The 21157-nt window shown below is 71.7% G+C and carries 15 protein-coding genes; 3 read left to right on the top strand and 12 right to left on the bottom strand.

Annotated elements, in window-relative coordinates; all coding sequences use genetic code 11:
* Nucleotides 1-46: 46 nt before the first annotated feature.
* Nucleotides 47-1678, bottom strand: coding sequence for an L-glutamate gamma-semialdehyde dehydrogenase (pruA, locus tag E6P78_RS13930; protein ID WP_136203895.1), 1632 nt, complete (start codon nucleotides 1676-1678; stop codon nucleotides 47-49).
* A 39-nt stretch (nucleotides 1679-1717) separates the two neighbouring features.
* On the bottom strand, nucleotides 1718-2644 hold the full coding sequence (locus E6P78_RS13925; protein WP_136203894.1) for a proline dehydrogenase family protein: 927 nt from the start codon (nucleotides 2642-2644) through the stop codon (nucleotides 1718-1720).
* A 188-nt stretch (nucleotides 2645-2832) separates the two neighbouring features.
* Here E6P78_RS13925 and E6P78_RS13920 point away from each other — a divergent pair, with 188 nt between their 5' ends.
* Nucleotides 2833-3975, top strand: coding sequence for a helix-turn-helix domain-containing protein (locus tag E6P78_RS13920; protein WP_136203893.1), 1143 nt, complete (start codon nucleotides 2833-2835; stop codon nucleotides 3973-3975).
* A 64-nt stretch (nucleotides 3976-4039) separates the two neighbouring features.
* Here E6P78_RS13920 and E6P78_RS13915 read toward each other — a convergent pair whose 3' ends face one another.
* From E6P78_RS13915 to E6P78_RS13885, 7 genes are all read right to left on the bottom strand, one after another.
* Nucleotides 4040-4651: a TetR/AcrR family transcriptional regulator gene (locus E6P78_RS13915; RefSeq protein WP_136203892.1), complete on the bottom strand. Its 612-nt coding sequence runs from the start codon at nucleotides 4649-4651 to the stop codon at nucleotides 4040-4042.
* 98 nt (nucleotides 4652-4749) lie between these two features.
* Entirely contained in the window at nucleotides 4750-6342 is a 1593-nt protein-coding gene (gene serA, locus E6P78_RS13910) for a phosphoglycerate dehydrogenase (protein WP_136203891.1), read from the bottom strand.
* A gap of 261 nt (nucleotides 6343-6603) precedes the next feature.
* On the bottom strand, nucleotides 6604-7605 hold the full coding sequence (gene ilvC / locus E6P78_RS13905; RefSeq protein ID WP_136203890.1) for a ketol-acid reductoisomerase: 1002 nt from the start codon (nucleotides 7603-7605) through the stop codon (nucleotides 6604-6606).
* A 117-nt stretch (nucleotides 7606-7722) separates the two neighbouring features.
* On the bottom strand, nucleotides 7723-8250 hold the full coding sequence (ilvN, locus tag E6P78_RS13900) for an acetolactate synthase small subunit (RefSeq protein ID WP_018553223.1): 528 nt from the start codon (nucleotides 8248-8250) through the stop codon (nucleotides 7723-7725).
* 23 nt (nucleotides 8251-8273) lie between these two features.
* Nucleotides 8274-10130, bottom strand: coding sequence for an acetolactate synthase large subunit (locus tag E6P78_RS13895; protein WP_136203889.1), 1857 nt, complete (start codon nucleotides 10128-10130; stop codon nucleotides 8274-8276).
* 215 nt (nucleotides 10131-10345) lie between these two features.
* A complete protein-coding gene (locus E6P78_RS13890; protein ID WP_168712625.1) occupies nucleotides 10346-13180 on the bottom strand; it encodes an EAL domain-containing protein in 2835 nt (944 codons plus the stop codon).
* Between the two features lie 291 nt (nucleotides 13181-13471).
* A complete protein-coding gene (locus E6P78_RS13885; RefSeq protein WP_136203888.1) occupies nucleotides 13472-14434 on the bottom strand; it encodes a 2-hydroxyacid dehydrogenase in 963 nt (320 codons plus the stop codon).
* Nucleotides 14435-14553: 119 nt separating this feature from the next.
* Here E6P78_RS13885 and E6P78_RS13880 point away from each other — a divergent pair, with 119 nt between their 5' ends.
* Both E6P78_RS13880 and E6P78_RS13875 read left to right on the top strand, forming a co-directional pair.
* A complete protein-coding gene (locus E6P78_RS13880) occupies nucleotides 14554-15510 on the top strand; it encodes an aldo/keto reductase (protein ID WP_206307807.1) in 957 nt (318 codons plus the stop codon).
* A 245-nt stretch (nucleotides 15511-15755) separates the two neighbouring features.
* Complete coding sequence (locus E6P78_RS13875) at nucleotides 15756-16880, top strand: PQQ-dependent sugar dehydrogenase (protein WP_136203991.1); 1125 nt, start codon at nucleotides 15756-15758, stop codon at nucleotides 16878-16880.
* A 21-nt stretch (nucleotides 16881-16901) separates the two neighbouring features.
* Here the strand turns inward: E6P78_RS13875 and E6P78_RS13870 are convergent, their stop codons facing one another.
* The 3 genes from E6P78_RS13870 to E6P78_RS13860 all read right to left on the bottom strand — a co-directional run bounded on the left by E6P78_RS13870 (nucleotide 16902) and on the right by E6P78_RS13860 (nucleotide 21121).
* Nucleotides 16902-20042, bottom strand: coding sequence for an AAA family ATPase (locus E6P78_RS13870; RefSeq protein WP_206307806.1), 3141 nt, complete (start codon nucleotides 20040-20042; stop codon nucleotides 16902-16904).
* 74 nt (nucleotides 20043-20116) lie between these two features.
* On the bottom strand, nucleotides 20117-20299 hold the full coding sequence (locus E6P78_RS13865; protein WP_136203886.1) for a hypothetical protein: 183 nt from the start codon (nucleotides 20297-20299) through the stop codon (nucleotides 20117-20119).
* Nucleotides 20300-20506: 207 nt separating this feature from the next.
* Nucleotides 20507-21121, bottom strand: a complete 615-nt coding sequence (locus E6P78_RS13860; RefSeq protein WP_206307805.1) for a hypothetical protein — start codon at nucleotides 21119-21121, stop codon at nucleotides 20507-20509.
* Nucleotides 21122-21157: the final 36 nt, after the last annotated feature.

Here is a 21157-nt window from a genome sequence, read left to right as displayed (position 1 = left end):
GGGCGGGAATCGGGGCGGGGCGCCGGGGTGCGGCGCCCCGGGGGCGTCAGCCCTGGTGGGGGTAGGTGTAGTCGGTCGGCGGGACCAGCGTCTCCTTGATGGCCCGGGTGAGGGTCCAGCGCTGGAGGTTCTGCGGGGCGCCCGCCTTGTCGTTCGTACCGGAGGCGCGGCCGCCGCCGAAGGGCTGCTGGCCGACGACGGCACCGGTCGACTTGTCGTTGATGTAGAAGTTGCCCGCGGCGTACCGCAGCTTGTCCATCGTGTACGCGGCGGCGGCGCGGTCGTTCGCGATGACGGAACCGGTCAGGGCGTAGTCGGAGACCGACTCCATCTGCTCCAGCATCGCGTCGTACTTCTCGTCCTCGTAGACGTGGACGGCGAGGATCGGGCCGAAGTACTCGGTCGTGAAGACCTCGTTCTCGGGGTCGGTGCACTCGATGACGGTCGGACGGACGAAGTAGCCCACCGAGTCGTCGTACGTGCCGCCCGCGATGATCGTGCACGCCGGGTCGGCGGCGGCGCGGTCGATGGCGGCCTTGTTCTTCGCGAACGAGCGGTCGTCGATGACGGCGCCCATGAAGTGCGACAGGTCGGTGACGTCGCCCATGGTGATGGAGTCGACCTCGGCCGCGAACGCCTCCTTGAAGCCGGAGTTCCAGATGGAGGCCGGGATGTAGGCGCGCGAGGTCGCCGAGCACTTCTGGCCCTGGTACTCGAAGGAGCCGCGGGTCAGCGCGGTCTTCAGGATCGCGTGGTCGGCCGACGGGTGGGCGACGACGAAGTCCTTGCCACCGGTCTCGCCGACGAGCCGCGGGTAGGTGCGGTAGTTGGCGATGTTGTTGCCGACCGTCTTCCACAGGTGCTGGAAGGTGGGGGTCGAGCCGGTGAAGTGGATGCCGGCCAGGTCGCGGTGGTTGAGGGCCACCTCGGAGACGGCGATGCCGTCGCCCGTCACCAGGTTGATGACGCCCTTGGGCAGACCCGCCTCCTCCAGGAGCCGCATCAGCAGCACGGCGGCGTGCGTCTGCGTCGGGGACGGCTTCCACACCACGACGTTGCCCATGAGGGCGGGCGCGGTCGGCAGGTTGGCCGCGATGGCCGAGAAGTTGAACGGCGTGATCGCGTAGACGAAGCCCTCCAGCGGGCGGTGGTCCATGCGGTTCCACACGCCCGGGGAGTTGGCCGGGGGCTGCTCGGCCAGGATCTGGCGCGCGTAGTGCACGTTGAAGCGCCAGAAGTCGACCAGCTCGCAGGGGCAGTCGATCTCGGCCTGCTGGGCGGTCTTGCCCTGGCCGAGCATCGTGGACGCGGCCAGCGTCTCGCGCCAGGGGCCGGACAGCAGCTCGGCGGCGCGCAGGATGATGGCGGCGCGGTCGTCGAAGGACATCGCACGCCAGGCCGGGGCGGCGGCCAGGGCGGCGTCGATCGCGTCCTGGGCGTCCTGCTCGGTGGCGCCGGCGAAGGTGCCGATGACGGCCTTGTGGTTGTGGGGCTGCACGACGTCGACGCGCTCGCCGCCACCCATCCGCTTCTCGCCGCCGATGGTCATCGGCAGATCGACCGGGTTCTGGCTGAGCTCCTTGAGCTTCGCCTCCAGGCGGGCGCGCTCCGGGGAGCCCGGGGCGTAGGAGTGGACCGGCTCGTTGACCGGCGCGGGGACCTGGGTCACAGCGTCCATGGGTTCCTTTGCTCCTTCAGGTAGCGGGATGGAAGGGGCTCAGCCCTTGGTGAGGATGGAGCGGCCGAAGAACAGCAGGTTGGCCGGCTTCTCCGCCAGGCGGCGCATGAAGTAGCCGTACCAGTCGGTGCCGTACGCGGTGTAGACACGCATGCGGTGGCCCTCGGCCGCGAGCCGGATCTGCTCGTCGCTGCGGATGCCGTACAGCATCTGGAACTCGTACTCGTCCAGCTTGCGGCCGGCCTTGCGGCCCAGCTCCTGGGCGATCGCGATGAGGCGGGGGTCGTGGGACCCGATCATCGGGTAGCCCTCGCCCTCCATCAGGGTCCTCAGGACGCGGACGTACGCCTTGTCGATCTCGGCCTTGTCCTGGTACGCGACGGAGGCGGGCTCCTTGTAGGCGCCCTTCACGATGCGCACCCGGCTGCCGGCGGCGGCGAGGCGGCGGGCGTCCTCCTCGGTGCGGAACAGGTACGCCTGGATGACGCACCCGGTCTCCGGGTGGTCCTTCCGCAGCTCCTCGTGGATGGCGAACATCGAGTCCAGGGTGGTGTGGTCCTCGGCGTCCAGGGTGACCGTGGTGCCGATCGCCGCGGCGGCCTCGACCACCGGGCGCACGTTGGCGAGGGCCAGCTCGTGGCCGTTCTCCAGCGACAGGCCGAACATCGACAGCTTGACGGACATCTCCGCCCGGGTGCCCAGGCCGAGGTCCTTCAGCCGACCGATGAGCTCCAGATAGGCGTCGCGCGCGGCGGCGGCCTGCTCGGACGTGGTGATGTCCTCGCCGACCACGTCGAGGGTGAGCTCCAGGCCCTTGTCCGCGGCGTCCTGGATGACGGTGACGACCTGGTCGACCGTCTCACCTGCGATGAAGCGGTCCACGACCTGCTTGGTGCCGGGCGCCGCCGAGACGAACCGGCGCATCTTGTCGCTGCGGGACGCGGCGAGAATCACGGGACCCAGCACGGGGCACCTCCACGGAAAGTACGAACGAAGCCGCACCGCCATATATGCCCGGTAAGGAACATAAGCGGTACAGCACGGAGAACCACCGTGAAATCTAAGGATTGCTCCGATCCTCGGCCATCGACAGCTGTCACGCATCCGTGGACTGGATCTCAGACATATGTCTGAAGGGGTGCGAGAATGGGCGGGTGAAGGGCGATTACCAGGAGCTGGTGGACGAGATCTCGGCGCTGCTCGGCGTCCCGGCGACGCTGGAGAACCGGGACTTCGGCCTGGTCGCCTTCGGAGCCCACGACAGCGACGACACCACGGCCATGGACCCGGTCCGCACCCGGTCGATCCTGACCCGCCGCTCCACCCCGGCGGTCCGCGCCTGGTTCGAGAACTTCGGCATCACCCGCGCCACCGGCCCCGTCCGCATCCCGGCCGCCCCCGAGGCCGGCGTCAACCGGGGCCGCATCTGCCTGCCGGTACGCCATCGGGGCGTCGTGCTCGGTTACGTATGGCTGCTGGACACCGACCCCGGGCCCACCGACCGGCAGCTCGACGCGGCGATGGAGGTGGCGGCGCGGATCGGCGCGCTGCTCTTCGACGAGGAGCGGGCCGGCACCGACCTGTCCCGGGAGTTCGGCGCGGTCCTCGCCGCCGGGCGCGGCTGGCAGCGGGACATGGCGGTGGCCGCGCTGGGCGAGGCGCTGGGCCCGGACGCGGAGGGGCTGCACACCGTGGTGTGCGTGACCCCGTGGCCGGACGGGGCGCCCGCGGTGCGCACGGTCCCCTCGGCGGCGGCACTGACCGGCGCCCCGACCCCGGGCCGGTCCGGGCCGCCCGCGCTGGCCGCCCTGATCCGGCTGCGCTCCCCCGACGTGCTGGACCCGGCGCTCACCGCCGCCGACCGGCTGCGCGCCGCGCCGGGGACGGCCGCCACCGCCGGGATCGCGGTCCCGCGCCGGGGCCTCGCGGAGCTGGCCGACGCCTGGCACGAGGCGTCGGCGGCGGCCCGCGCGGCGGCGGCCGAGAGCCGGTTCGGCCCGGTCGCCGAGTGGTCGGCCATCGGCCCGTACCGGACGCTGACCGCGCTCGCCCCGGACGCGCCGCCGGACCATGCGGTGCGCCCGCTGCTCGCCCCGCCGCACCGGGACCTCGCGCGCACCGCCGAAATGTTCCTGGACTGCGCGGGCCAGGCCTCGCGGACCGCCGCCGAGCTGGGCATCCACCGCCAGACGCTGTACTACCGCCTCTCCCGGGTCCAGCAGCTCACCGGCCTCGACCTGAACGACGGCGAGGACCGGCTGCTGCTGCACATGGCGTTGAAGGCGGCCCGGCTCTGAGCCGCCGGCGCCCCCGCCCCGGTAGTCAGCGTGAGCCCTCGTGCGCGGGCGTCCGCCCAGGTAGTCAGCACGAGCGCTCGTGCGCGGGCCTCCGCCCCTCCAGGACCACCTTCAGCCCGTCCGTCAGGTCCTGCGCGGAGGGCGCCGAATCGGTGTCCATCAGCCACTGGACCATGACACCGGCGAGCAGTGCCTGACAGAAGAGGCCGGCCACCCGCGCCTTCTCGGGCTCGGCGTCGGGGTCGATGCCGAGCATGTTCTCGGCGAGTCCGTCGCGGCCCGCGCGCTGCGGAACGGCGAGGGCCTTCTGCAGTCCGGGGTCGGAGTCGATCCGGGAGATGACCTCCATCTGGAGCTGCCAGACGGCCCGGGTCTGCTCGTAGCTCCCGATCACCCGTTCCCAGGTCTCGCGGAACTGGTCCAGCGGCGCTTCCGGCACGTCCGGCGCCGCCTCGGCCTCGGCCTCCTCGCCGCCCTTGGTCAGTATCTCGCCCCACTCCTCCGTCACCTTGATGAAGGCGAGGTTCAGCAGGGCCTCCTTGGAGCCGTAGTGGTAGCCGATGGAGGCGAGGTTCGTCCCCGACGCGGCCACGATGTCACGCGCCGTCGTGCGCGAGTACCCCTTCTCCAGCAGGCAGCGCTTCGCGCCTTCGAGCAGATCCTCACGATGTCCCATGGCAGCAGCGTACCCGGCATGCAGACGTTTGTGTAAGACGCGCGTCTAAATGCCGGGTACGGTCACCTGCCGGACACGGGGGCCGGAGGCGGGGTGTCTCAGTCGGTGAGGTTCACCGAGCGGGCCGAGGCCGCGCCGATCTCCGCGGAGATCTCGGCCAGCACCGACGGCGGGACGTCGTCGTCGACGGTGAGGACGACCAGCGCCTCGCCGCCCACGTCGGCGCGGGAGACCTGCATGCCCGCGATGTTCAGCCCGGCCTCGCCGAGGATCTTGCCGACCGCGCCGACGACGCCGGGGCGGTCCTCGTAACGCAGCACGAGCATGTGGTCGGCGAGCGCCAGGTCCACGTCGTGCTCACCGATGGCGACGATCTTCTGGAGGTGCTTGGGGCCGGCCAGCGTGCCGGAGACCGCGACCTCCTGGCCGTCGGCCAGCGTGCCGCGGACGGTGACCACGTTGCGGTGCTCGGGCGACTCGGAGCTGGTGGTGAGGCGGACCTCGACCCCGCGCTCCTGCGCGAACAGCGGGGCGTTGACGTACGACACGGTCTCGTCCACGACGTCCTCGAAGACGCCCTTGAGCGCGGAGAGTTCGAGCACCTTGACGTCGTGCTGGGTGATCTCGCCGTAGACCTCGACGTCGAGGCGGGCCGCGACCTCACCGGCGAGCGCCGTGAAGATCCGGCCGAGCTTCTCGGCGAGCGGCAGCCCGGGGCGCACGTCCTCGGCGATGACGCCGCCCTGGACGTTGACCGCGTCCGGCACCAGCTCACCGGCGAGCGCGAGGCGCACCGACTTGGCGACCGCGATGCCCGCCTTCTCCTGGGCCTCGTCGGTGGAGGCGCCGAGGTGCGGGGTGCAGACGACCTGGTCGAACTGGAACAGCGGGGAGTCCGTGCAGGGCTCCTTCGCGTACACGTCGAGGCCGGCGCCGGCGACGCGGCCCTCCTTGAGCGCGGAGGCCAGCGCCTCCTCGTCCACGATGCCGCCGCGCGCGGCGTTGACGATGCGCACGGTGGGCTTCACCTTGTGCAGGGCCTCGTCGCCGATCAGACCGAGCGTCTCCGGGGTCTTGGGCAGGTGCACGGTGATGAAGTCGGAGACCTCGAGCAGTTCGTCCAGCGAGAGGAGCTTGACGCCCATCTGCGCGGCGCGCGCGGGCTGCACGTAGGGGTCGTAGGCGACGATCTTCATGCCGAAGGCCGACATGCGCTGGGCGACCAGGACGCCGATGCGGCCGAGGCCGACGACACCGAGGGTCTTCTCGCTCAGCTCGACGCCGGTGTACTTCGAGCGCTTCCACTCGCCGTTCTTCAGAGCGGTGTTGGCCTGCGGGATGTGGCGCGCGGTGGCCACGAGCAGACCGCAGGCCAGCTCGGCGGCGGTGACGATGTTGGAGGTCGGCGCGTTGACGACCATCACGCCGGCCTTGGTGGCCGAGGAGACGTCGACGTTGTCCAGACCGACGCCCGCGCGGGCGACGACCTTCAGCTTCTTCGCGGCGGCGATGGCCTCGGCGTCGACCTTGGTGGCGGAACGCACCAGGATGGCGTCGACATCGGCGATCGCGGGGATGAGTTCGGCGCGGTCCGCGCCGTTGCAGTGCCGGATCTCGAAGTCCGGGCCCAGGGCGTCCACCGTGGCGGGCGACAGCTCTTCAGCGATGAGTACGACAGGTTTCGAGCTCACGTGAGTCCTCACAGATCCAGTGCGGACGGCCGTCCCGACGGCCGCAGGCGTGGAGGGGCTTGCCGCGTGGAAGACGCACGACACTGTGGGCCTGACGCGTGTATGTGGAGAAGTGTAGTCATGCGCGAGGAGGCTTGCCGCGCCCCTTCGAAAGGATCACCCGCATGAGACCGGCCGACTTGTACACACGTACGACGCCGCCTCTTCCAGCGGTGAAGTGACCCCGGGGGCGGGCCGGGACCCGCCCCCGGGGCACCGGTGTTACGCGTCCTCGTCGTTGACCCAGCTCATGAGCTTGCGCAGCTCGCGGCCGGTGGTCTCCAGCAGGTGGTCACCGTCGGCCTTCTTGTACTCGTTGTACTTGGGCAGACCGTTGTGGTACTCGGCCATCCAGTTCTTGGCGAAGGTGCCGTCCTGGATCTCGGCGAGGACCTTCTTCATCTCGGCCTTGGTGGCGTCCGTGATGATGCGGGGGCCGGTGACGTAGTCGCCCCACTCGGCGGTCTCCGAGATGGACCAGCGCATCTTCTCCAGGCCGCCCTCGTACATGAGGTCGACGATGAGCTTCAGCTCGTGCAGGCACTCGAAGTAGGCGATCTCCGGCTGGTAACCGGCCTCGGTCAGGGTCTCGAAACCGGCCTTGACCAGGGCGGCGGTGCCACCGCAGAGGACGGCCTGCTCGCCGAAGAGGTCGGTCTCGGTCTCCTCGGTGAAGGTCGTCTTGATGACGCCGGCGCGGGTGCCGCCGATGCCCTTGGCGTACGACAGGGCGAGCGCCAGGCCGTTGCCCGAGGCGTCCTGCTCGACGGCCACGATGCACGGGACGCCGCGGCCCTCCTCGTACTGACGGCGGACCAGGTGGCCCGGGCCCTTGGGGGCGACCATGCAGACGTCGACGTTGGCCGGCGGCTTGATGAAGTCGAAGCGGATGTTCAGGCCGTGGCCGAAGAACAGCGCGTCGCCGTCCTTGAGGTTGTCCTTGATGGACTCCTCGTAGACCTGGGCCTGGATCGGGTCCGGGACGAGGATCATGATGACGTCGGCCTCGGCGGCGGCCTCGGACGGGGTCACCACGCGCAGGCCCTGCTCCTCGGCCTTGGCCTTGGACTTGGAGCCCTCGTGCAGACCGACACGGACGTCGACACCCGAGTCACGCAGCGACAGCGCGTGGGCGTGGCCCTGGCTGCCGTAGCCGATGACCGCGACCTTGCGGCCCTGGATGATGGACAGGTCGGCATCGTCGTCGTAGAACAGCTCGGCCACTGGGTCTTCTCCTTGGTGTGCAGGTGTTGCGTCCCACCGTACGGCGGGGTGCGTCAGATACGTTTTCGGGTCTCGCCATACGAGCGGCGCGGCGGGCCCTTGATGGTTGCGCCGTGCTTACGCCGTGCGGTCCAGGGCGCGCAGGGACCGGTCGGTGATCGAGCGCGCGCCACGTCCTATGGCGATGGTGCCGGACTGGACGAGTTCCTTGATGCCGTACTGCTCCAGCATCTTGAGCATCGCCTCCAGCTTGTCGGCACCGCCGGTCGCCTCGATCGTGACGGCCTCGGGCGAGACGTCGACGGTCTTGGCGCGGAACAGCTGGACGATCTCGACGATTTGGGAGCGGGTCTCGTTGTCGGCGCGGACCTTCACCAGGACGAGTTCGCGCTGGATCGCAGCGGAGGGCTCGAGTTCGACGATCTTCAGGACGTTGACCAGCTTGTTGAGCTGCTTGGTCACCTGCTCCAGGGGCAGGTCCTCGACATTCACGACGATGGTGATGCGGGAGATGTCGGGGTGTTCGGTGGTACCGACCGCGAGCGAGTCGATGTTGAAGCCGCGGCGGGAGAACAGGGCGGTGATCCTGGCCAGGACACCGGGCTTGTTCTCGACCAGGACGGAGAGCGTGTGCTTGGTGGACATGGAAGTCGGTCTCTCTCTGTCTCTCAGTCGTCTTCGTTGTCGCCGAAGTCGGGGCGGACGCCGCGGGCGGCCATGACCTCGTCGTTGGAGGTGCCGGCGGCGACCATCGGCCACACCATGGCGTCCTCGTGGACGATGAAGTCGACGACGACCGGGCGGTCGTTGACCGCGTTGGCCTCGGCGATGACCTTGTCCAGGTCGGCCGGGTCCTCGCAGCGGAGCGCGTAGCAGCCCATGGCCTCGGAGAGCTTGACGAAGTCCGGCACCCGGGTGCCCTTCGCCGCGTTGCCGTCCGTGTCGGCGCCGGAGTGCAGCACGGTGTTGGAGTACCGCTGGTTGTAGAAGAGGGTCTGCCACTGGCGGACCATCCCGAGCGCGCCGTTGTTGATGATGGCGATCTTGACCGGGATGTTGTTCAGGGCGCAGGTGGTGAGCTCCTGATTTGTCATCTGGAAGCAGCCGTCGCCGTCGATCGCCCAGACCGTGCGGTCGGGCATGCCGGCCTTGGCGCCCATCGCGGCGGGGACCGCGTAGCCCATCGTCCCGGCGCCGCCGGAGTTCAGCCAGGTGGAGGGCTGCTCGTACTGGATGAAGTGCGAGGCCCACATCTGGTGCTGGCCGACGCCCGCGGCGAAGATGGTGTCCGGCGGGGCGAGTTCACCGATGCGCTGGATGACCTGCTGCGGGGAGAGGCTGCCGTCCTCGGGGAGGTCGTAGCCGAGCGGGTAGGTCTCGCGCCAGCGGTTGAGGTCCTTCCACCAGGCGGTGTAGTCGCCGGTGTTGCCCTCGGTGTGCTCGGCCTGGACGGCCTGGACGAGGTCGGCGATGACCTCGCGGGCGTCACCGACGATCGGGACGTCGGCCGCGCGGTTCTTGCCGATCTCCGCCGGGTCGATGTCCGCGTGGACGATCTTGGCGTACGGGGCGAAGCTGTCCAGCTTGCCGGTGACCCGGTCGTCGAACCGGGCGCCGAGCGCGACGATCAGGTCGGCCTTCTGCAGCGCGGTGACGGCGGTGACCGCACCGTGCATACCGGGCATTCCCACGTGCAGCGGGTGGCTGTCGGGGAAGGAGCCGAGCGCCATCAGGGTGGTGGTGACGGGCGCCCCGGTCAGCTCGGCCAGCACCTTGAGTTCGGCGGTGGCCCCGGCCTTCATGACGCCGCCGCCGACGTACAGCACCGGGCGCTTGGCCTGGGTGATGAGCTTGGCGGCCTCGCGGATCTGCTTGGCGTGCGGCTTGGTCACCGGGCGGTAGCCGGGCAGGTCCATGACCGGCGGCCAGCTGAAGGCGGTCTTCGACTGCAGCGCGTCCTTGGCGATGTCGACGAGAACGGGGCCGGGGCGTCCGGTGGAGGCGATGTGGAATGCCTCGGCGATCGTGTGCGCGATGTCCTCGGCGCGGGTGACCAGGAAGTTGTGCTTCGTGATCGGCATGGTGATGCCGCAGATGTCGGCTTCCTGGAAGGCGTCCGTACCGATGGCACCGGAGGCCACCTGGCCGGTGATCGCGACCATGGGCACGGAGTCCATGGCCGCGTCGGCGATCGGCGTCACGAGGTTGGTGGCACCGGGACCCGAGGTGACCATGCAGACCCCGACCCGGCCGGTGGCCTGCGCGTAGCCGGTGGCCGCGTGGCCCGCACCCTGCTCGTGGCGGACCAGGATGTGGCGGACCCGGGTGGAGTCCATCAGCGGGTCGTACGCCGGGAGGATGCAGCCGCCGGGGAGGCCGAATACCGTGTCGGCCCCGACTTCCTCGAGAGAACGGATGAGGGACTGCGCGCCCGTGAGGTGCTCAACGGTGGCGGAGGACGATCCGCCGTTACGGGCCCGCGGCTGGGGATGGTGGGCCCCGGTGGCCTGCTCGGTCATCGGCATTCTCTTCTCGAAGCTGAGGTTTCTGCGAGTGTTTTACGACGTTTTGCGAGGTTCGGTGCAACAAAAAACCCCTCGTGCCGTGAGGCAAGCGAGGGGAGCGCGCCGGTGCGGTCTGCAGAGTGTCATGGAGGGACCCTGCTTCAGCCGACGCGCTTTCCAAGTACGAGAATTCGGGTGCGCATGGCATTGACCCTCTCTCCGACGCACGCGGGGTGTCAAGTGGGTGGGACGGGTGTCTCACCATGTGAACCGGTGAGCGACGGGACGGAACCGCCCGTCAGGACCGGCTGCGCGGGCACGCCGCCGGGCACCGGGAACGTACCGCGGACCAGGGCGCGGCGCAGCCGGTATTCGTCGAGCGGCCCGGAGAAGGCCATCCCCTGGCCGTGCGTACAGCCCATGGCGCGCAGGGCGAGGACCTGTTCGGGGACGTCGACACCGTCGGCCACGGACTGCATGCCGAGGTCGCAGGCGATCCGCAGCAGGCCGCTGGTGATCTTGTGCAGCCGGGCGGACTCGACCACGCCCTCGACCAGGCCGCGGTCCAGTTTGAGTACGTCGATGGGGAGCCGGCGCAGGGCGTTTATCGCCGCGTAACCGCTGCCGAAGCCGTCGAGCGCGATCCTCACCCCGAGGCGGCGCAGGGCGGCCAGGCGCTGTTCCAGGTCCTCGAGGGAGACCCGCGGATCGCTGTCCGCGACCTCGATCATGAGCGCTCCGGACGGCAGGCCGTACCGCGTGAGCAGCGCCTCGACGGAGGCGGCCGGCAGCGCGCGGTCGAGCAGCCTGCGGGCCGGGAGGCGGACGGCGACGGAGACCTGGTGGCCGGCCCTGGCCCGGTCGGCGGCCTGCTCCACGGCCTCTTCGAGGAGCCAGCGGCCCAGCTCGGCGGTGCGGTCGCTGTCCTCGGCGATCCGCAGGAACTCGGCGGGGGTGAACAGGATGCCCTGGGCCGAGCGCCAGCGGGCCTGGGCGGCGACGGCCGCGACCGTGCCGCTGGCCAGGTGCACCACGGGCTGGTGGAGCAGCGCGAACTCGCCGTCGCGCAGGGCGCCGCGCAGCCGGGTCGCCAGCTCGGAGCGGCGTACGACGTCGGCCTGCATCTGCGGGGCGTACAGCTCGACGCGGTTCTTGCCGCCCGCCTTGGCGCGGTACATGGCGAGGTCAGCGTTGCGCATGAGGTCGTTGGGGGTGATGCCGGGCTCCGCGAAGGCGACGCCGATGGAGGCGGTGACCCGGACCTCGCCGGCCCCGACGCGGTAGGGCTCGGAGAGCGTGAGGCGCAGCCGGTCGGCGATCTCGTGGACCTGGTACTCGCGGGCGTTCTGCTCGTGGCTGCCGTCGCCGACGATGAGGGCGGCGAACTCGTCGCCCCCGAGGCGGGCGGCGGTGTCCCCGGCCCGGACGGCCTCCTGGAGGCGGCGGGCGGCCTGGATGAGCAGTTCGTCGCCCGCCTGGTGGCCGAGCCGGTCGTTGGCCGCCTTGAAGCCGTCGAGGTCGATGAAGAGCACGGCGGTGCCCGCGTCCCCGGACCGGCGTCCGCCGAGCGCCTGGCGGACGCGGGTGGTGAACAGCGCCCGGTTGGGCAGGTCGGTGAGCGGGTCGTGCTCGGCGTTGTGCTGCAACTGGGCCTGGAGGCGGACCCGTTCGGTGACGTCCCGGCTGTTGAGGATCAGTCCGCCCTGATGGCGGTTGACGGTGGACTCGACGTTCAGCCAGTCGCCGGAGCCGGAGCGGAAGCGGCACTCGATGCGGGTGGTGGGTTCCTCGCCGGGCGGGGCGGCGAGGAAGCGCCGCACCTCGTGGACCACCTGGCCCAGGTCGTCGGGGTGGATGATCGAGGAGAGCTCGGTGCCGACCAGTTCGTCCGCGTCCCGCCCGTAGACGCCGGCCGCCGCGGGGCTGACGTAGCGCAGGACGCCGCTGGGGGCGGCGATCATGATGACGTCGCTGGAGCCCTGGACCAGGGAGCGGAAGTGGTTCTCCTTCTGGGCCAGTTCCTGGGTGAGGGCGATGTTGTCGACGAGCATGATGCCCTGCCGGACGACGAGCGCGAGCACCACCGTGCACCCGGTGAAGACCACGACGCGGTCGACCCGGCGGCCCTCGATGACGTTGTACAGGATGCCCAGCGTGCAGACGGCCGCGGCGAGGTACGGGGTCAGCGCGGCCAGTGAGCCGGCGATGGGGCGGCTGGTGGTGCGCGGACCGGCGGTGTCGTCCTGGACGGCGCTGTCCGTGTCACGGGCGGCGCCCGCGCCCCAGGGGGCGTACGCGAGGAGCAGCGAGCCGGCGAACCAGCCGGCGTCGAGCAACTGGCCGGAGTGGTAGGTCTGGCGCAGCAGCGGCGAGGTGAACAGGGCGTCGCACAGGACGGTCAGGGCGAGCGCGGCGATGGCGGTGTTGACCGCGGCGCGGTTGACGCTGGAGCGCCGGAAGTGCAGCGCGAGCACCATGGAGACCAGCACGATGTCCAGGAGCGGATAGGCCAGCGAGAGGGCGGCGCGGGCCACGCTGTCACCCTCCACGTCCGCGAGGTGCGCGGTGTGGGCGAGGGCGAGGCTCCAGGACAGGGTGAGCAGCGAGCCGCCGATCAGCCAGGAGTCGAGGGCCAGGCAGACCCAACCCGCTCTGGTGACCGGCCTCTTGGCGAGGACGAGGAGGCCGACGATGGCAGGCGGCGCGAAGCAGAGGTAGAAGAGGTCGGCGAGGGAGGGGCTGGGCACCGGCACCCCGCGCACGAACTCGTACCAGCCCCATACGGCGTTGCCGCCCGAGGCCATCAGCGAGGAGAGCGAGAACAGCAGCCAGGCGGGCCGGAACCTGTTGTCCGCGGCGCGGGCGAACAGGAAGCAGGAGACGGCGGCGGCCAGGGCGGCGGAGCTGAGGCCGAAGTCGCCCATGAACAGGGCGAACCGGGCCGAGCCCCAGCCGGTGGCCGCGCCCACCGCGTACCCGCCGCAGACGAGGCCGAGGACGAGCTGCGGGAGCAGCACGGAGGTGCGGCCCGTCCCGGACTGCCGGGCGAGGAGCGCTCCGCGGGTGCTCACCGGGGCGCTCACCGCGTTGCCCCCGAGGTGCCCGGCCGGCTGCGGCGCCGGTACACCGGCTCCTTGGCCGGTCGCCGGCCCCGCCGTGTCGGATCGTTCGCCCATCGGCCGTCCATCGCCCGTCGCCCCCCTCGCGTGTGGCTGGCTCCCCGGCGCCGTCCCTGCCACGGCGCAGCCCCCCTTTCGGGACGATACACCAGACTCGTCACTCAGGGACATAGTTCCTCTACTCTCCGTGACGACCTGCGGTGTTGTGGCCACGGAACGGAGCCGGGCGTGCTCGGTGCGTGCTCAGCCTGTGGTGCGTACGACGTTCTCCAGCGGCTCGCCCGCGGCGAACCGGGTGAGCTGTCCGGCGATCAGCCGCTTGGCGCGCGGCAGGAACGCGGAGGTGCTGCCGCCGACGTGCGGGGTGATGAGGACGTTCGGAGCATGCCAGAGGGGGTGGCCGGACGGCAGCGGTTCCGGGTCGGTGACGTCGAGGGCGGCGTGCAGCCGGCCGGACTCGAGTTCGGACAACAGGGCCGCGGTGTTGACGACCGGGCCCCGGGCCACGTTGACCAGCAGCGCCCCGTCCCGCATCGCGCCGAGGAAGTCCGCGCCCACCAGCCCCTGCGTGGAGGGGTTCAGCGGGGTGGACACGACGACGATGTCGGCCTCGGGCAGCAGTGCGGGCAGTTCGTCGAGCGTGTGTACGGGTCCGCGTGCGGTTGTCCGTGCGGAGCGCGCGACGCGCGCGACCCGCGCGCACTCGAACGGTGCGAGCCGGTCCTCGATGGCCGAGCCGATCGATCCGTACCCCACGATCAGCACGGACTTGTCGGCGAGCGCCGGGTAGAAGCCGGACCGCCACTCCTCCTTGTCCTGGCCGTGCACGAAGCCGGGGAAGCCGCGCAGCGACGCGAGGATCAGCGCGAGGGTCAGCTCGGCGGTGGACGCCTCGTGGACGCCCTTGGCGTTGCACAGCCGTACTCCGGCGGGCAGTCCGGCGAGGCCCGGCTCGACGTGGTCGATGCCGGCCGACAGGGTCTGCACGACCTGCACCCCGCTCATCCGCCCGAGCGGCCGGACCGCGACCTCCAGGCCCTTCATGTAGGGGACGACGTAGTAGGCGCAGTCGGCGGGGTCGGCGGGGTAGTCCTGCGAGCCGTCCCAGAAGTGGTACGTGAGGCCCTCGGGAAGCCCCTCGATCTCGTCGGCCGCGAAGGGCATCCAGACGTCGGGGGCGGGGGCGGAATGCGTGGTGGAAGTCATGGTCAGGAGGCTATGCGAAGCCCGGTGGGGCGCAGAGGTTAGTTTTGGGGGTGCGGTGCGAGGTCGTGGAAGGGTTCGGGGAGTTGGAGCGCAGGAGTCTCGGTGCGGCGGCGCTCGCCGTGGGTGCGGTCGGTCTCGGCTGCATGCCGATGAGCTGGGCGTACAGCGCCTCGCAGCAGCGGGGCGACCGTGCGCTGCGCGCGGTGCACGCGGCGCTCGACGCGGGCGTCGACCTGCTCGACACCGCCGACATGTACGGCCCGTTCACCAATGAACTGCTGGTGGGCCGGGCCCTGAAGGGGCGCCGCGCGGAAGCGTTCGTCTCCACCAAGTGCGGGCTGCTCGTGGGCGACCAGCACATCGTGGCCAACGGCAGGCCCGGCTATGTGCGACGGGCCTGCGACGCCTCGCTCAGGCGGTTGCAGACCGATGTGATCGACCTGTACCAGCTGCACCGGGCCGACCCCGAGGTGCCCGTCGAGGAGACCTGGGGCGCGATGGCGGAGCTGGTGGGCGCGGGCAAGGTCCGGGCGCTGGGGCTGTGCGCGGTCGGGGCGCGGGCCGCGCGGCGGCCGGGTGCGCGGATGCATGACGGAACGATCCGGCAGCTGGAGCGGGTGCAGCAGGTCTTCCCGGTCAGCGTGGTGCAGGCGGAGCTCTCGGTGTGGTCGCCGCAGGCGCTGGAGTCGCTGCTGCCGTGGTGTGCCGACCGTGGTGTGGGCTTCCTGGCCGCGATGCCCCTGGGCAACGGCTACCTGACGGGGACGCTGACACCGGGCCAGGGTTTCGAGCCGGAGGATCTGCGGGCCAGGCATCCCCGCTTCACGGCCGAGATGATGGCCGCGAACCAGCCGGTGGTGGTGGGGCTGCGCCGGATAGCCGAGCGGCACGGGGCGACGCCCGCGCAGGTGGCCCTGGCCTGGGTCCTGCACCAGGGGCCCCAGGTGGTTCCGGTGCCGGGCACCAAGCAGGAGCACTGGGCCGTCGAGAACGCCGGGGCTGCCGGGCTGTCGCTGACGGACCGGGACCTGGCGGAGATCGACCGGCTGCCGGCGGCGCGCGAGTCCTGGGACTGACCGCGCGCGCAGCGCCGATCGCCGAGCGAGAAAGTCCGCGGGCTTGGCGGCCACGGGCACGGCCGCGGTGTAAGAACGAGGGACAAGCGGCCGTCGAAGGGATTGCGGTGTTCGGATCAGTGCAGGACCCGGTGGGGCGTCGTACGGGGCCGGGCGTGTGCGGTCGCGGGGCGCGGCGGGGCGCGGTCGCCGTGCTGGCGGCCGGCGCCCTGCTGCTCGCCGCGGGGTGCACCTCGCAGGAGGGCATGGAGAGTTCGGCGGGCCAGGGCGCGAGTTCGCCGGCGGGTTCGCCCTCGGCCTCGTCCGGGAGGTCCGCCTCGCCGTCCCCGTCCGCCTCTCGCCCCGCGGCCGATCTGCCGCCCGCCAAGGGATCGGCGACGGTGGTGTCGACGCTCACCGAGGGGCTGAACTCGCCGTGGGGCCTCGCGGCGCTACCCGGCGGCGACCTCCTGGTGGGTTCCCGGGACAAGGGGACGATCACCCGGATCGACGTGAAGAGCGGGAAGAAGACCCTGCTCGGCACCGTCCCCGGGGTGGCCCCGGCCGGCGAGGGCGGGCTGCTGGGCATCGCCGTCTCGCCCGACTTCGGCACGGACCACCAGGTGTACGCGTACTTCACCACCGCGTCGGACAACCGCATCGCCCGCATGCTCTACGACGAGAACGGCTCCACGCCCGGACAGCAGCTCGGCGCCCCCGACACCATCCTGCGCGGCATCCCCAAGGGCACGATCCACAACGGGGGCCGGATCGCGTTCGGCCCCGACCACATGCTGTACGCGGGCACCGGCGAGACGGGCGACGACGGGCACGCCCAGGACAAGAAGTCCCTGGCCGGCAAGATCCTGCGGATGACGCCCGACGGCGATTCACTGCACGGCAACCCGGAGGCGGACTCCGTGGTGTATTCGTACGGGCACCGCAATGTGCAGGGCCTCGCCTGGGACGCGGACAAGCAGCTGTGGGCCTCCGAGTTCGGCCAGGACACCTGGGACGAGCTGAACCGGATCGAGCCGGGCGGCAACTACGGCTGGCCGGACGTCGAGGGCACGGCGCACAAGAAGGGTTTCCGCGACCCGGTGGCGCAGTGGAAGACCTCCGAGGCGTCGCCGAGCGGCATCGCCTTCGTCAAGGGATCGATCTGGATGGCCGGGCTGCGGGGCGAGCGGCTGTGGCGGATTCCGCTGTCGGGGGATGCGGACAAGGAGCCGCTGGCGGACCCGCAGGCGTTCCTGGAGGGCAAGTACGGGCGGCTGCGGACCGTGCTGGCGGCGGGCGGTGACAAGCTCTGGCTGGTCACGAGCGAGACCGACACCCGGGGCACCCCGAAGGCCGGCGACGACAAGATCCTGCTGCTCAAGGTGCGGTAGAGCCGTCCCGCCGCGGTCGCCTCACAGGTTCTCCGGCACGGGGTACAGGCGCAGCCGGTGGGCCAGGGCGGCCGCCTCGCCGCGGCCGGTCACGCCCAGCTTGGCCAGGATGTTGGAGACGTGGACGCTCGCGGTCTTGGGCGAGATGTACAGCTCCTCGGCGATCCTGCGGTTGGTGAGGCCCGCGGCGACCAGCCGGTGCACGTCCTGCTCGCGCGGGGTCAGGCCGAAGGACTCCACGGCGGCGGCAGCGGCCCTCAGCTGCTCCTCGGAGGGGTTTCGGACCGGCGGCGGCTCGGTGGCGCCGGTCCCGTCCGGGACGACGACCGCCGCGGGTATCTCCTCGGCCGTCGCGGCCCCGGTGCCGGTGAGGGTGATGCGGGCGCGGCCGGCCAGCAGCTCGATGGTCTCGGTGAGCGGGCGGGCCCCGAGGCGTACGGCGGTGCCGTGGGCCTCGCGCAGCAGGCCGGTGGCCGCGGCCCGGTCGCCCGAGGCGACGAGCAGGGCCTCCGCCCAGCGGTGGCGGATCTGCGCCAGTTCGTACGGGCGGCTCAGCGGGTCGAAGGCCCGGGCGGCGCAGGACCAGTGGTCGGGGGTGTCGGTCCCCTCCGCCCTGGCCAGCTCCGCGTCGATCAGCAGCACGTAGGCGGACCAGACCGGGACGAGGGCCGGCAGCCGCTTGAGGTGGGCGCGGACCAGGTCGAGGATGGCGGGCCGGCCCGGTTCGGTGGCGGGCAGCCCCCGGGCGTCGGCCTCCGCCGCCGCGACGACGTGCAGCATCGGGAAGGCGTACCGCTGGGTTCCGGTGGGAAAGCCCTCGGCGGCCTGGGCCTCGAAGGCGGCGCGGGCCTCGGGCAGGCGCCCCTGCCGCACGGCGAGCACGATGGAGTGCCGGACGGGGTTGATGAAGTGCTGCGGCTGCGGGTCGCTGGAGCCGAAACACCTGCGGGTCAGGGCGAGTTGCCGCTCGGCCTCGGCGAGGTCGCCGCGCGCGAGGGCCACTTCGGTACGCCGGGCCGCGACGAGCCCCTGCGACTTGCGGGACAGCGACTTGCGGGCGGCGGCCTCGGTCGTGGCCAGCGACTCGTCCCAGCGCCCCAGCGAGAACAGCGACATCGCCTGGTTGGTGCGGACCCAGGCCTCCATGTCCGCAACGCCGTGCTCGTGGCAGATCCCGATGCCGTGGTCGGCGGCGGCCACCGCTTCCAGGGAGCGGCCCATGGCTTCGAGGGTGGAGGGGAGGTTGATGCTGGCGCGGCCCATGATGTCGATGAGGCCCAACTCGTCGGCCCGGTCGCGGACGGCGTACATCTCGGCGATGCCCTCGTCGACGGCCCCGGCGTCGGCGTTGAGCCAGCCGCGGGTGAGCCGTGCGTGCAGCTCGATGTACTCGTCGCCGACCAGCTGCGCGTACTCCACGGCCCGTTCGGCGGCGGCCAGGGTCTCGGCGCCGGGGCGGTGCAGGGCGCCCCAGCCGGCCACCATCATCAGGACGGCCGCGTGCACCGCCGACGGAGGCAGGCCCCGGACCAGCCGCTCCGCCGTGGCCAGCTCCTCCCAGCCGTCGCCGCGCGTGAGGTCCTGCACCAGGCGGGAGCGCTGCACCCAGAACCAGGCGGCGCGCAGGGCGTCGTCCTCGTTCTCCAGGATGCGCAGCGCCTTCTTGCAGATGGCGAAGGCCCGCTCGCGCTCCCCGCCGAGGCGGGCGGCGACGGTGGCCTCGGCCATCAGGTCGAGATAGCTCAGCGGTGTGGAGCCGTCCCGGCCGCAGGCGGGGTAGACCTCGGCGTAGTCGATGGGGCGCAGGGTGCCTCGTACGGCTTCGGGGGCGTCGTCCCACAGCTCCAGGGCCCTTTCCAGCAGCCGCAGTTGTTCGGCGTAGGCGTTGCGGCGGCGGGCTTCGACGGAGGCCTTCAGGACGGCGGGCAGCGCCTTGGCCGGGTCGTGCGCCCCGTACCAGTAGCTGGCCAGGCGGGTGGCGCGCTCCCCGTCGCAGACGAGGCCGGGGTCGGCCTCCAGTGCCTCGGCGTAACGGCGGTTGAGCCGTGAACGCTCGCCGGGGAGCAGGTCGTCGCTGACGGCCTCGCGGACCAGGGAGTGGCGGAAGCGGTAGCCGTCGCCCTCCGGGGTGGTGAGCAGCAGGTTGGCGCCGACGGCGGTGCGCAGGGCCTCGATGAGGTCGTCCTCGGCCAGCCCCGCGACGGCGGCGAGCAGCTCGTACTCGACGGCGGAGCCGCCCTCGGCGACGATCCTGGCGACCTTCTGGGCGTCGTCGGACAGCGCCTCGACGCGGACGAGGAGGAGGTCGCGCAGCGAGTCGGGAAGGCCCGCGCCGTCACCGCACTCCAGGGTGCAGGCCAGCTCCTCGACGAAGAAGGCGTTGCCGTCGGAGCGTTCGAATATCTCGTCCACGAGGGCGGGTTCGGGGGTGTCGGCGAGGATGCCGGCGAGCTGGCGGCGGACCTCGGACCGGGTGAACCGGGACAGCTCGATACGGCGGACGGTGCGCAGCCGGTCCAGTTCGGCGAGCAGGGGGCGCAGCGGGTGGCGGCGGTGGATGTCGTCGGCGCGGTAGGTGCCGACGACGACGAGGCGGCCGCTGCGCAGCGTGCGGAAGAGGTAGGCGAGGAGGTGGCGGGTGGAGGAGTCGGCCCAGTGCAGGTCCTCCAGGACGAGCACGACGGCCCGGTCGGCCGATATGCGCTCCAGCAGCCGGACGGTGAGCTCGAAGAGGCGGGCGGTGCCGTGTTCGTCGGAGCCGTCCCGAGCCGCTTCGCCGAGCTCGGGCAGGAGCCGGGCCAGTTCGCCCTCCTGGCCGGCGCAGGCGGCGGCCATCTCGTCGGGCAGGGCGCGGCGCAGGGCGCGCAGGGCGGTGGAGAAGGGGGCGTACGGCAGGCCGTCGGCGCCGATCTCGACGCAGCCGCCGACGGCGACGACGGCCTCGCGGCGGACCGCGACGGCAAGGAACTCCTCGACCAGGCGGGTCTTGCCGACCCCCGCCTCGCCGCCGATGAGCAGGGCCTGCGGCTCGCCGCCGAACCCTCCGGCCGCGCCGGAGGGTTCGGCGGTGGCGCGGGTGAGCGCGCCGGTGAGCGAGGTGAGTTCGCCGGTGCGGCCGACGAACACGGGGCTGACTGACCTGGTCTCCACGTTGGCGAGCATCGCACACGGGTCCGACAGTACGGTCGGAATTCGCCGGGCGGTCATGTCGGCCGGTCCTGGTCCACCGGACGCGCCTACGCGGCGTGGGTGAAACGCTGCCGTACGCCGCCGCCGGTACTCACCGGCCTCTCGGCTTCCTGTCGCGAGGAGCGGCGGGCGGACCGGCGGGCGCGGCGGGCTGCCCCGATGAGCCGCTGGCGGTCGGCGCGGCGGAGGAGTTCGGCCTGCATGATCTTGTGGAGTTCCAGCTCGTACATGGGTCGTCCCCCTGGGTGAGGGCCCCTTCGGGCCTCGGTGGTACGGCAGTTCATCTGCCGTACCACCACTCTCGTCCCCCAGGGGGGCGCGCCACATCGGGCGAGTTCCGCATCTGCGGGGTGCGGGGGCCTTAGGCGCGGGGCCATACCACCGCAGAGGCCCGCTGAAACCACCCGGACATGCCTTAGGCCGTGACCGGGAGGCCCCTATCCCGCCGTGGGCAGGGCCACGATGAGGTCGAAGTACATGGCCACGGAGATCAGCACGCCGAGGGTGCCCAGGGCGATGCCGCCCTTGGCCACCGCGCGGACCCAGCCGGCCTGCGGGTGCGCGGCCGGGGTGCCGAACGCGGGCCTGACCAGGACGTAGCAGCCGACCAGCAGGGCGAGCAGGCCGAAGAGGCCGTTGACCAGGGCGGTTGCGTGCCAGGCGTCGCCGTATATCTCGGAGATCTGCTGGGCGGCGGAGCCGCCGGACGACGTCTTGATCTGGCCGATCAGGGTCTCGCGCTCGGCGGCGACGCGGCCGGTCCAGCCGCCCGTGAGCGCGACGACGCCGAGCCCCGCGGAGACGACGGCCGCCGCGGCGGCGAGCCCGGAGGACTCCTCGGTGTCGTGGTCGGTGTCGTGGTCGTGGTCGTGGTCGTCGTTGTCGTTGTCGTCGAGTTCCGCGTCCGTTCCGGCCCCCCGGCCCGCCTCGTCGAGGTCCTGCTGATCCGCTTCCTTCGCGGCGGTGCCGGTGAGGTTCTCGGTCGTCTTCTCGCCGTCGCCGTCGCCCTCGGCGACGGGGGCTGCGGGAGTGGTGGGAGTCGTGGGGTTCATGGGACGCACGCTAGGTGGCGCAGATGAGAGGCCCCT

It is taken from the genome of Streptomyces sp. A0958, from assembly GCF_004795035.1.
GTDB lineage: Bacteria > Actinomycetota > Actinomycetes > Streptomycetales > Streptomycetaceae > Streptomyces.
The sequence above is the reverse complement of the archived record's forward strand: the minus strand, read 5'-3'. Positions and strand labels throughout refer to the sequence as shown.